12 protein-coding genes and 1 pseudogene are annotated in these 11,136 nt (G+C 64.5%); 9 read left to right on the plus strand and 4 right to left on the minus strand.

Translation table 11 applies throughout. The annotated features are described in order from the left end of the window. The coding region (locus EOA27_RS07550; protein ID WP_127255843.1) for a phytochelatin synthase family protein at positions 1-656 on the plus strand (656 nt) is incomplete at its 5' end. Positions 657-788: 132 nt separating this feature from the next. Here EOA27_RS07550 and efp read toward each other — a convergent pair. After that, on the minus strand, positions 789-1,358 hold the full coding sequence (gene efp / locus EOA27_RS07555) for an elongation factor P (protein ID WP_042646394.1): 570 nt from the start codon (positions 1,356-1,358) through the stop codon (positions 789-791). A gap of 129 nt (positions 1,359-1,487) precedes the next feature. Between efp and epmA the strand changes: the two genes are divergently transcribed. The 7 genes from epmA (at position 1,488) to lpxK (ending at position 8,325) form a co-directional block, all read left to right on the plus strand. Then, positions 1,488-2,531: an EF-P lysine aminoacylase EpmA gene (epmA, locus tag EOA27_RS07560; RefSeq protein ID WP_126083134.1), complete on the plus strand. Its 1,044-nt coding sequence runs from the start codon at positions 1,488-1,490 to the stop codon at positions 2,529-2,531. A 205-nt stretch (positions 2,532-2,736) separates the two neighbouring features. Next, entirely contained in the window at positions 2,737-4,080 is a 1,344-nt protein-coding gene (locus tag EOA27_RS07565) for a TldD/PmbA family protein (protein ID WP_126083133.1), read from the plus strand. Continuing rightward, on the plus strand, positions 4,067-4,876 hold the full coding sequence (locus tag EOA27_RS07570) for a 3'(2'),5'-bisphosphate nucleotidase CysQ (protein WP_126083132.1): 810 nt from the start codon (positions 4,067-4,069) through the stop codon (positions 4,874-4,876). The genes EOA27_RS07565 and EOA27_RS07570 overlap by 14 nt, the downstream gene beginning before the upstream one ends. Before the next feature lie 75 nt (positions 4,877-4,951). Further along, positions 4,952-5,197, plus strand: a complete 246-nt coding sequence (locus tag EOA27_RS07575) for a DUF4170 domain-containing protein (protein WP_126083131.1) — start codon at positions 4,952-4,954, stop codon at positions 5,195-5,197. Positions 5,198-5,202: 5 nt separating this feature from the next. Next, the gene (locus tag EOA27_RS07580) at positions 5,203-5,982 is read left to right on the plus strand and encodes a lysophospholipid acyltransferase family protein (RefSeq protein ID WP_126083130.1); all 780 of its coding nucleotides are present in this window, start codon (positions 5,203-5,205) and stop codon (positions 5,980-5,982) included. Further along, positions 5,979-7,295: a lipid IV(A) 3-deoxy-D-manno-octulosonic acid transferase gene (waaA, locus tag EOA27_RS07585; RefSeq protein WP_127255845.1), complete on the plus strand. Its 1,317-nt coding sequence runs from the start codon at positions 5,979-5,981 to the stop codon at positions 7,293-7,295. Before EOA27_RS07580 ends, waaA begins: the two co-directional genes overlap by 4 nt. 1 nt (position 7,296) lies before the next feature. After that, positions 7,297-8,325, plus strand: a complete 1,029-nt coding sequence (gene lpxK, locus EOA27_RS07590; protein ID WP_126083128.1) for a tetraacyldisaccharide 4'-kinase — start codon at positions 7,297-7,299, stop codon at positions 8,323-8,325. A gap of 37 nt (positions 8,326-8,362) precedes the next feature. Here lpxK and EOA27_RS07595 read toward each other — a convergent pair whose 3' ends face one another. The 3 genes from EOA27_RS07595 to EOA27_RS07605 all read right to left on the minus strand — a co-directional run bounded on the left by EOA27_RS07595 (position 8,363) and on the right by EOA27_RS07605 (position 10,614). Continuing rightward, the gene (locus tag EOA27_RS07595) at positions 8,363-9,286 is read right to left on the minus strand and encodes a UDP-glucuronic acid decarboxylase family protein (protein ID WP_245491048.1); all 924 of its coding nucleotides are present in this window, start codon (positions 9,284-9,286) and stop codon (positions 8,363-8,365) included. A gap of 195 nt (positions 9,287-9,481) precedes the next feature. Next, the gene (locus tag EOA27_RS07600; protein ID WP_245491047.1) at positions 9,482-10,261 is read right to left on the minus strand and encodes a glycosyltransferase family 92 protein; all 780 of its coding nucleotides are present in this window, start codon (positions 10,259-10,261) and stop codon (positions 9,482-9,484) included. Positions 10,262-10,383: 122 nt separating this feature from the next. Then, complete coding sequence (locus tag EOA27_RS07605) at positions 10,384-10,614, minus strand: DUF2093 domain-containing protein (RefSeq protein ID WP_126061281.1); 231 nt, start codon at positions 10,612-10,614, stop codon at positions 10,384-10,386. A gap of 115 nt (positions 10,615-10,729) precedes the next feature. Between EOA27_RS07605 and EOA27_RS07610 the strand changes: the two are divergent. After that, a pseudogene (locus tag EOA27_RS07610) lies at positions 10,730-11,136 on the plus strand (hypothetical protein); the annotation flags it as partial.

The raw sequence follows: 11,136 nt of genomic DNA on the forward strand, positions 1-11,136 counted from the left end.
CGCTGAAGCTTCCGGACAATCTGACGGGGTTCAGTTCCCCTGCCGGAGAAGGCTTTCTTGCCGAGAGCATGGCGAAGGAAGCCTATTTCCCCCTCGCGAGCAACTTTCTCACGCAAAAGACGCAGGCCTATTGCGGCGTGGCCAGCATCGTCATGGTGTTGAACGCGCTCAACGTTCCGGCGCCTTCGGTGCCCGAATACGAACCTTACAAGACGTTCACGCAGGATAATGTCCTGAACGAGCGCACGGAAACCATTCTTCCTCGTCAGGTCCTCGACAAGCAGGGAATGACGCTCGACCAAATCGGGGCCATTCTTTCCACCCAGCCGATCAAGGCCGAGGTCCGCCATGCTTCGGATGCCAGCCTCGAGCAGTTCCGCATCCAGGCCAGTTCGTTCCTTGCCAAGCCCGGGCACTTCGTCATCGTCAACTATCTGCGCAAGGCGATGGGCCAGGAGAAAGGCGGGCATATATCGCCACTGGCCGCTTACGACGAGAAAGCGGACCGCTTCCTGATCCTCGATGTCGCCCGCTACAAATATCCGCCGGTATGGGTGACGACGGCCGACCTGTTCGGAGCGATGAGCACGGTCGACAGCGACAATGAGAACAAAACCCGCGGATATGTGCTGATATCGTCGCCTTCGGGACAGTAGTTCAGCCGAACTTCCAGCGGAGAACGCCCACAAAGGCCCGCGCCGGAGCCTGTGGGTCCTAATTTGCCTCGAAACCAAGAAGGCGGAGCGGTTCGCCGTTTCCGTGAAATGCTCCGCGTTGCCCGTGAGCCCTCAGTCCTTGGCGCGCTCGACGTATGACCCGTCTGCGGTCATCACCACGATGCGCGTGCCGGCGGAGATGTGCGGCGGCACGGCGGTGCGCACGCCGTTGGAGAGCACGGCCGGCTTATAGGAGGAAGACGCCGTCTGGCCCTTGGTGACCGGCTCGGTCTCGACCACCTCGAAGGTGGCGCGCTGGGGCAGCGTCAGCGAGATCGGCACGCCGTTGAACTGGGCGAGCTGAACGGCCATGCCTTCCTGCAGATAGGGCGCAAAGTCGCCGACCACGGCTTCCGAAGCCACGACCTGGTCGTAGCTTTCCGGGTTCATGAAGTGAAAGCCTTCGCCGTCGGAATAGAGGAAGGTGTGCTCGCGCTCCTCGACATAGGCGCGCTCGACCATTTCGGTCGTGCGGTAACGTTCCGAGACCTTCACCCCGTCGCCGATACGGCGCATGTCGAGCTGCGTCACCGGCGTGCCCTTGCCAGGGTGGATGTTTTCGGCAAAGAGGATGACATAGAGCTTGCCGTCCTTATCGACGACGTTGCCTTTGCGTAAGGAGCTGGCGATGACCTTGACCACGATATTCGATCCTGTTCGAGTTTTTCGGCCTGCAAGCGTCGATTTCCGCGAAGCGGCGACGGCGGCCATCGCGTGCGCCCTAGCGCATCTTGCGCCGAACCGCCAGTCTTCCGTGCGATTTTCCTGCCCATGACCGCCGCTTCGCCCTGGTGGATGCCTGATATCCATGCCGACCGCCGGCCCCGGCTGATGGCGCGCAACGCAATTGCCGCCGCGCTTCGCGGCTGGTTCTCGACACGCGATTTCATCGAGGTGACGACCTCGGCGCTGCAGGTTTCGCCGGGCAACGAGGCACACCTTTCCGCCTTCGCCACCGAGGCGTTCGGCCCCGACGCATCGCGCCACCCGCTCTATCTCCACACCTCGCCCGAATTCGCCTGCAAGAAGCTGCTCGCCGCCGGCGAGGAGCGCATCTTCAGCCTCGGCCCAGTCTGGCGCAACCGCGAGCGCGGGCCGCTGCATCATCCCGAATTCACCATGCTCGAATGGTACCGCATCGGCGAAACTTACGAGCGCCTGATGGACGACTGCGCCGAATTCCTGGCGCTCGCCGCGGAGAAGGCCGGCTCCAGGCGTTTCCGTTTTCGCGGACGTGAGGCCGACCCCTTCGCCGAGCCGGAGCTGCTGAGTGTGGCAGAGGCTTTCACTCGATATGCCGGCATCGATCTTCTGGCGACCGTCGGGGCTGACGGAAGCACGGATCGCGACGGACTTCATGCCGCGCTGGTCAAGGCTGGCCTGCGCACCGCGCCCGACGACAATTGGGCCGATCTGTTCAGCCGGGTGATGGTGGAGAAGATCGAACCGGCGCTGGGGCGGGGGCGGGCCACCATCCTTTACGGCTATCCGATTTCGGAAGCGGCACTTGCCCGCCCGAGCGCCGAGGATCCGCGCGTTGCCGAGCGCTTCGAGCTTTATTGCTGCGGCGTCGAGCTCGCCAACGCCTTCGGCGAGCTTACCGACCCGGCAGAGCAGCGCCGCCGCTTCCTCGCCGAGATGGACGAGAAGGAGCGCGTCTATGGCGAGCGCTATCCGCTGGACGAGGATTTCCTGGCGGCCTTGGCCATCATGCCGCAGGCAAGCGGCTCGGCGCTGGGCTTCGACCGGCTGGTGATGCTGGCGACGGGGGCAACGAGGATCGAGGACGTGATCTGGGCGCCGGTGGCCGGATAGCACGCCCTTTTCGACCCTGCGCATCCCACACTAACCACCGCGATTGCCTTGAGATTGCCGCATCCGCCATTGCACTAGCGTGGGTGGAACAATAGATGGTGCGACAGCTGGCGCTTTGGCATGCACAAGACGATGCGACAGGTGCCGCAGGGGGTGACAAAGTGCATGGCCCTGACAGATTGCATGAACAAACAGGAACAACCTTATGACCGATAAGCTCGACGCAGCGAAATTGACCGATCGCGTGACGGCGCTCGTCGAGGCCGCCAGGCGTGCCGGCGCCGACGCGGCCGACGCGGTGGCGGTGCGCGGCCGCTCTGCCGGCGTGTCGGTGCGGCTGGGCAAGGTCGAGGGCACCGAATCGTCGGAGAGCGAGGATGTGTCGCTGCGCGTCTTCGTCGGCCAGCGCGTGGCGAGCGTCTCGGCGACCGCCGCTTCCGATCCGAAATCGCTTGCCGAGCGCGCCGTCGCCATGGCCAAAGTCTCGCCCGAGGATCCGTTCCAGGGCCTCGCCGATCCCGCCCTGCTTGCCCGCAATTTGCGCGATCTCGACCTTTTCGATCCGACCGAGGTGCCGGCCGACCAGTTGAAGGAGGCAGCTCTTGCCGCCGAAGCGGCCGCATTGGCCGTCAAGGGCGTCACCAATTCCTCGGGCAGCAGCGCCAGCGCCGGCCTGGGTGGCCTGGTTCTCGCCACCTCGCATGGCTTTGTCGGCCAGTATGTCGCCTCGCGTTTCTCGCGCTCGACCAGCGTCATTGCCGGGGAGGGCACGGCGATGGAGCGCGACTATGAATTCTCCTCGCGCCAGCATTTCGCCGACCTCGACGCGCCGGAAGAGATCGGCCGCAAGGCCGGCGAACGCGCCGTGCGCCGCCTCGGCGCCCGCAAGGCGGCGACCGGCCCGGTCGATGTGGTGTTCGATCCGCGCGTCGCGCGCGGCATCGCCGGCCATCTCGCCGGCGCCATCAACGGCGCGTCGGTCGCCCGCAAGACCAGCTTCCTGCGCGACATGATGGGCAATCAAGTGGCCTCGGCCGCGATCACCGTCACCGACGAACCTTTGCGCCGGCGGGGACAGGCCTCGCGCCCGTTCGACGGCGAAGGCGTCGAGGGCGGGAAGCTGCTGATGGTCGAGAAGGGCATCTTGAACCACTGGTTCCTGTCGACCTCGGCCGCGCGCGAGCTCGGTCTCGTCACAAATGGACGCGGCTCCCGCAGCGGCTCGTCGGTCTCGCCGTCCTCGACCAATCTCGCCATCGAGCCCGGCGAGCATTCGCCGGACGACTTGATCGCGTCGCTGAAGCGCGGCTTTTACGTCACCGAGGTGTTCGGTCAGGGCGTCGACATGGTGACCGGAGAATACAGCCGCGGCGCCTCCGGCTACTGGATCGAGAACGGCGCGCTGGCCTATCCGGTGGCCGAGGTGACGATCGCCTCCAACCTGAAGACCATGTTCCTCAACATGGTGCCGGCGAGCGACCTCGACCGCAATTTCGGCACGGCTGCCCCGACGCTCCTGATCGAAGGGATGACCCTTGCCGGCGCTTGACCAACTGACATCGAGCGAGGCTGGCGACGACCTTGCATTGCTGCGCGAAGCCGCCCGCGAAGCCGGCGCCATCGCCATGGGCTATTTCGGCAACAACCCGCAGGTGTGGATGAAGGGCGGCACCTCGCCGGTGAGCGAGGCCGACCATGCGGCGGACGCCTATCTTCGCGAGACCTTGCTCAATGCGCGTCCCGATTATGGCTGGCTGTCGGAAGAGACCGCCGATGACCACGCCAGGCTGTCGGCCCGCCGCACCTTCGTCGTCGACCCGATCGACGGCACGCGCGGCTTTCTCGACGGTCTGCATTCCTGGTGCGTCAGCGTCGCCGTGGTCGAGGACGGCCGCTCGCTCGCCGGCGTGCTCGAATGCCCGGCCAAGCATGAGACCTACTGGGCGCTGCCGGGCGAGGGCGCCTATCTCAACGACAAGCGCATCCATGTGCGTCCGCTGGGTCAGAGCGTCGATATCGGCGGACCCAAGACGCTGGTCGACCTGATGCCGGAAGTCTGGCACGACAGGCTGCGGCGGGCCGCCTACATCCCCTCGCTTGCCTATAGGCTGGCGATGATCGCCGCCGGCAAGCTCGATGCGGCCTTCGTCAAGCCGAATGCGCATGACTGGGACATCGCCGCCGCCGATCTCATCCTCGCCGAGGCTGGCGGCGCACTGCTTGATCGCGCCGGCAAGCCGCCGCGCTATGCCGGCGAGGTGATCAATCACGGCGCGCTTGCCGCCGGCAGCGGTGAACTGCTCGGCGTGCTCGCCGGTGTAATTGCCCGCATTGACCAAGGGTGAGTCGGCCCACAGTTCCAAAATCGTCTGCTTTGGGCTAAACGTTTCACAAAATTCATGAATCTGCGAAGGATCGGCATGGCCGTGGAAGACGGAAAGAAACAGCTTTTGCACCTGGTTTTCGGTGGAGAGCTGAAAAAGCTGGGTGGAACCGAGTTTCGTGACCTGGACGCGCTCGACATCGTCGGAATCTACCCCGACTATCATTCGGCGCACACTGCGTGGAAGGCGAAGGCGCAGGCCAGTGTCGACAATGCCCATATGCGTTATTTCGTTGTTCATCTGCACCGTCTGCTCGATCCAGAAACAAAGGTCGGCGGTTGACGTCGATGGAGCATGAAGCGGTGAAAGGCGCGACCAGGCGGCGCGCTGCCAGACGCGGCGGAACGCGTACGCTGTGGCGGCGCATCCGCGAGCCGTTGGCGCAGTCGAGTTTCGTCAAGAATTTCATCGCCAGCCTGTTCGCCTGGTTCCTGCGGCTGATTCGCCTCACCAGCCCGCTTGTCGAAGGCTCGACGAAGGTTGCCGGCGGCGCTTATGCGCATCTCGAGCCCGGCATCATCGCGCTCTGGCACGGCCAGCAACTCCTGACCCCTGCCTATTACCCCAAGGGCCGGCCGCTGGTCGCCATGGTCTCGCGCAGCGCCGACGCCGAGCTCCAGGCACTGATGCTCGAGAAATTCGGCATCGAGGCGGTGCGCGGTTCCGGCGGCCGCAACAGCTCGAACCATCTCGACAAGGGCGGCGCCAAGGCCTTGATCGCGCTCAAGAGGTCGCTCGTGATCGGCAAGAACGTCGCCATGATCGCCGACATTCCGAACGGCAAGCCGCGCGAGGCCGGGCTTGGCATCGTTCTTCTGGCCAGGCTTTCCGGCCGGCCGATCCTGCCCTCGGCCATCGCCACCAGTCGCCGCAAGGTGCTTGAGAGGAGTTGGGACAAGACCACCATAAACCTGCCTTTCGGGCGCTCCGCGGTTATCGTAGGCCCCCCGGTCTTCGTGCCGGCCGATGCCGACGATGCCGAGATGGAGCGCAAGCGCCAGGAGGTCACCGCCTCCCTCAACGCCGCGACGGCCGAGGCCTATCGCCTCGTGGATGGCGGCAAATGAGCGAGCGCTGGGCGCGTGCGGCCCTGACCGCCTACCGCTATGCGGGGGCGGCCGCCTATCCGCTGATCGGTCCTTATGTCGCCTGGCGCGCCTCGCGCGGCAAGGAAGATCGCGCCCGGCGCCGCGAGCGCTACGGCGTCGCCGGCCGGCCCCGGCCGGAAGGGCCGGTGATCTGGATCCATGCGGCAAGCGTCGGCGAGACGATCGCGGTGGTGCCACTGGTCGAGAGCATCCTCGACTACGGCGTCAACGTCGTCCTGACCACCGGCACCGTGACTTCGGCCAAGGTCGCCGACGAGCGCCTCGGCAGCCGCATCATCCACCAATATGTGCCGCTCGATCTCAAGCCCGCGGTAAGCCGTTTCCTCGATCACTGGCGGCCGGAACTGGCGATCATCGCCGAATCGGAAATCTGGCCGATGACCATCCTGGAACTCGGCGCCCGCAATGTGCCGCAGGTTCTGGTCAACGGCCGGCTGTCGGACCGCTCCTTCACGTCGTGGAAGAAGCGCGCAAGCGTTGCCGAGGCGCTGTTCGAGAATCTCGCCCATGTCATCGCCCAATCGGATGTCGACGGCGAGCGGTTCCGCGCGCTCGGCGCCCGGCCGGTCACGGTTTCCGGCAATCTCAAGGTCGACACCAACCCGCCGCCGGTTGATGAGCGGGCCCTGGCCACCCTGCAGCGCCAGATCGGCGATCGCCCCACCTGGGCGGCGATCTCGACCCATGACGGCGAAGAGGTCGTGGCCGCCGAGGTCCATGCCAGCCTGCACAGGCGCCATCATGGGCTTTTGACCATCATCGTGCCGCGTCATCCCGACCGCGCCGACGCGCTTGCCGCGCAGATTTCCGGCATGGGCCTGACGGTGGCACGGCGCAGCAAGGGTGACCGCATCTCGCACGATACCGATATCCTTCTGGGCGATACGATCGGTGAGATGGGGCTTTACCTGAGGCTGACCGAGATCGCTTTCGTCGGCCGTTCGCTGACCTCGGAAGGCGGCCAGAACCCGCTCGAGCCGGCAATGCTCGAAACCGCGGTGCTTGCCGGCCGCAACGTCCAGAATTTCCGCGAGGCCTATCAGCGCCTGCTCGACAGCGGCGGCGCCAAGCTTGTGCGCGACCGCGACATGCTGACCGGCGCGGTCAATTTCCTTTTGAGCAACGAGGTGGCGCGCCACGAAATGATCGCGGCGGGTGCCGCCACCGTCGACGAGATGCGCGGCGCGCTCGCCCGGACGCTGAAATCTCTGGAGCCCTATATCCAGCCGCTGGTCGTCAAGGCGCGCCTGAAAGGCGCCAACGGTCGATGAGATGACCAGCGAGGCGCCGCCCTTCTGGTGGGAAAAGCCGGACTGGCGCGTGCTCGCTCTGTCGCCGGTGTCGGCTGCCTACGGCATGGTTGCCGGCCGCCGCATGCGGCATGCCCCGCGCGAGAAGGTCGACGCGCCGGTATTGTGCGTCGGCAACCTGACGGTCGGCGGCAGCGGCAAGACGCCGGTCGCTATCGCCCTGGCGAGGCAAGCCAAGCGTATGCAGCTCACGCCGGGCTTCCTGTCGCGCGGCCATGGCGGTTCGTTTGCCAAGCCGCATGTCGTCGATGCGCATCACGACGCCGCCAAGCATGTCGGCGACGAGCCGCTGCTTCTGGCCGAACACGCGCCGGTGGCGGTGACGGCGAACCGCGCCGCGGGCGCAAAACTGCTCATCGAGGGACATGGCTGCGATTTCCTGATCATGGATGACGGCTTCCAGTCGGCGCGCATCCATATCGACTATGCGCTGGTCGTGGTAGACGCCCGCTTCGGCGTCGGAAACGGCCACGTCATTCCGGGTGGACCGCTCCGCGCCAAGATCGTCGACCAGCTGGTCTTCACCAGCGGCTTGCTGAAGATGGGCGAGGGCGCCGCCGCCGACGGCGTCGTGCGCCAGGCGGCGCGTGCCGGCCGGCCGATCTTCCTGGCGCATGTCGAGCCGGCGGATCCGTCACGCTTCGCCGGCGGCCGGTTCCTGGCCTTCGCCGGCATCGGCCATCCGGAGAAATTCTTCGACACGGTGCGCGGAGCGGGCGGTGAAGTCGCGCTTTCGCGCGCCTTTCCGGACCATCATTTCTACGCCCAGGACGAGCTTGCCGACCTTCTGGCGCTCGCCCGGCAGGAGGGGCTGCGCCTGGTCACCACGGCGAAGGACGCCGCGCGGCTGCGCCACGGCGAGGTGCCCGCCGGTTTCCTCGATCAACTGGACGTGCTCGACATCGAGGCCGTGTTCGAGCTCGATCACGTGCCTGAACGCATCATCGGCGAGACGCTCGACGCCTGGCGTCAGCGCAAGATGCGTGGCTGAGTTTTGCGGCGCGCCTGGTTGATCCGGTGCCCTGCCGTCAGTTGATAAGCCCACGGAAATAGCGGACTGTCTCGCCAAGCCCGTCTTCGAGGGCAACACGAGGGGACCAGTCCAGCGCCGAACGCGCCAGGCCTATATCGGGCTGGCGCTGTTGGGGATCGTCTTCGGGGAGGGGCTTGAACTCGATCTTCGACTTGCCGCCGACGATGCCCAGCACCAGCTCGGCCAGCTCGAGGATCGTGACTTCCGTCGGGTTTCCGATGTTGACGGGCCCGACGAAATCGTCGGGCGTCGCCATCATCCGGGCCATCGCATCCACCAGGTCGTCGACATAGCAGAAACTGCGGGTGTGGCTTCCGTCGCCGTAGATGGTTATGGGGTCTTTGCGCAATGCCTGAACGATGAAATTGCTGACCACGCGCTCATCCGAAGGGTGCATGCGAGGTCCATATGTATTGAAGATGCGCACCACCTTGATCGGCAGTTGCGACCGGCGCCGATAGTCGAAGAACAGTGCTTCGGCGCATCTTTTGCCTTCATCGTAGCAACTGCGCGGGCCAATCGGGTTGACATGGCCCCAATAGGCCTCGGTCTGGGGATGGACTTGCGGATCGCCATAGACCTCGGACGTCGACGCCTGGAGGATTCTGGCGCCCGAAGCGCATGCAAGGTCGAGCATGTTGATGGCGCCATAGACGCAAGCCTTTGTCGTCTCGATTGGAATGCGCTGGTAGTGAACAGGCGAGGCGGGGCAAGCGAGATTGAAGATCTCATCGGCCTCGGCCTGAAGCGGCACGGTGACGTCGTGCCTCAGCAGGCTGAACCGCGCATTGTTTGACAGGTGACGGATGTTCTCATCCGAACCAGTCAAGAAATTGTCGAGGCATATTACTTCATGGCCGCTTGCCAGCAACAGGTCGCATAAATGCGAACCAATAAAGCCGGCACCGCCGGTCACCAGAGCCTTCACGGCAAATCCCCCATACCCACGGCATTGTCTATAACCGCAGAGTCACGGACCTGTCACGTGCGTTGGAAGAAGGGTTTTTCGTCGCGACGATCGATTGTTGCCGGCACTCGGCCAGGAACCTGTATGGGCTGGCCCGGGTGAATGGCGCCGGCCGTGAAGCCGCGACAGGCCAAGTTGCAGGTTGCCTCAGCGCTGACGCTGCATCGCCTCGAGGATGGTCTCGTCGCGCTCGACATTGAGCTTGCTTTCGAAGTCGAAATGCCAATCCCTGTCGCGCGGCGTGGAAGTCGAGGCGTCGCCGCGCCGGATCTTCTGGTCGAGGTCGGCGAGCGATCGCGACCAATAGTGAATGATCCTCAATATATCGAGCTTGGGAGGCATACCGGGCACGATGGTCCGTCGATCAGTGTCCACCCCTTCACCGAACAGGAATTTCGACTGATGGACGCCAGGCCTGTAGACCATGCGAGGGTTGAGGATAGTCTTGACCGTCGTGATGTTCGGCCCGGCTCGCATCGTAAAGGCCTCGACCAGTGGTCTTTCCGGTCGCTCGACATGGCCGGAAGAGCCATAGAACGCCTGCCAGACGCAAACGCCTGGAAGGTCGCGATAGTCCCTGAGAACCGAGGGCACGTCACGTCCGTCGGGCGCGAAAAGAAACTCATCGATGTCGAAGAATCCGATCCACAATGCTTCACGCCAGCGCCTGCGGATGCAGTCCCTATAAGCCGACAGCTGTCCCACCGGCCGCGGCCAGTCGACCAACGTAACCAGCCCTTGCTGGATGAACGGGTCCAATACGGCTTTGAAGTCGTCGGTCGAGAAGTTGTTGTAGAGATAGAAATGCTCAAATCCCACACCCTGGTGGAACCTGATCCATTCGGCCAGAAACGGCGCTTCTTCACGGAAGATGGCGCAGGCCGCCAGCTTAAACCGTGGGGCTTTCGATACCGCCCGATCGCGCATTCTCGCACGCATGATAAGCGGCATGCGAAGAAAGGTCTTGAGAGACTTTTTGAAGTTTTTCAATTCGGTAGCCTAGGCGCAATCGAGGTGACTGTCACGGCGTCGTGAACTCGCCCGGCCTATCACCGTTTGCGCAGCTCCGGGTGCATCTCGATCTCGCGGGCAAGCGAGACCGCCGCGTTCACATAGGGCTCTTGCCGGGCGACGCTCCAATATTTGAGCTCGTCGAGCGGAATGTTCTCGCCCGTCACCGCGCAGCGCACGAACGAGCCCGGACTGGTGACCTGGAAGTCGCCGTCGAGATAGCGGATCCGGGCTTCCCTGCCGCCCGGGCCTTCGAAACGGTTCATCATGAAAGGACGCTTGCGTTCATCTGGGTTTCAATCGCCACAAATCGCAAGCAACGTCAAGCTTGACGCAATGCTCATCCGGTATGGCTGAGCGTCAAAATAGTTTCCGGAAGCCGGCATGGACATCACCTCGACCCGCTTGAACGCACTGATCGGTGAAGCGCTTACCCCGCAGCCGGCGCCTTCGCCCAAGGCCGATCCTGCGGTGGCGGCTTTGATCAAGACGCTGGTCCAGCCGCCGGCGCCCTCGACGGGGCAGGCGGCGCAAATCGCGGCCCAGTCGCTGCAAAGCGCGCAGCCGCGCCCTGCCGCCCAGGCATCGCAGCGCCTGTCGTCCGCAGAGGTCGAGGATGCTTACCGCGCCGTGATGGAGCCCGATGCCGTCACCGACGCCTCGCCGGCAAGACCCTCGATGGGCAGGGCGGCGACGGATGCCGATCAGGCTCCGCGCGGCTTCGCCTCACCGCAGGCAGCGGTTGCAGACAATGTGTCCAGGCCCGCGGTTGCGCCGGCATTGTCCACATT

This window comes from Mesorhizobium sp. M2A.F.Ca.ET.037.01.1.1 (genome assembly GCF_003998075.1).
Lineage (GTDB): Bacteria > Pseudomonadota > Alphaproteobacteria > Rhizobiales > Rhizobiaceae > Mesorhizobium.

Coding starts and splice junctions, on each gene's coding strand:
- epmA (WP_126083134.1), top strand. CDS start 1,488: ATGACCGCCGCTTCGCCCTGGTGGATGCCTGATATCCATGCCGACCGC.
- EOA27_RS07565 (WP_126083133.1), top strand. CDS start 2,737: ATGACCGATAAGCTCGACGCAGCGAAATTGACCGATCGCGTGACGGCG.
- EOA27_RS07575 (WP_126083131.1), top strand. CDS start 4,952: ATGGCCGTGGAAGACGGAAAGAAACAGCTTTTGCACCTGGTTTTCGGT.
- EOA27_RS07580 (WP_126083130.1), top strand. CDS start 5,203: ATGGAGCATGAAGCGGTGAAAGGCGCGACCAGGCGGCGCGCTGCCAGA.
- waaA (WP_127255845.1), top strand. CDS start 5,979: ATGAGCGAGCGCTGGGCGCGTGCGGCCCTGACCGCCTACCGCTATGCG.
- lpxK (WP_126083128.1), top strand. CDS start 7,297: ATGACCAGCGAGGCGCCGCCCTTCTGGTGGGAAAAGCCGGACTGGCGC.
- EOA27_RS07600 (WP_245491047.1), bottom strand. CDS start 10,261: ATGCGCGATCGGGCGGTATCGAAAGCCCCACGGTTTAAGCTGGCGGCC.
- EOA27_RS07605 (WP_126061281.1), bottom strand. CDS start 10,614: ATGATGAACCGTTTCGAAGGCCCGGGCGGCAGGGAAGCCCGGATCCGC.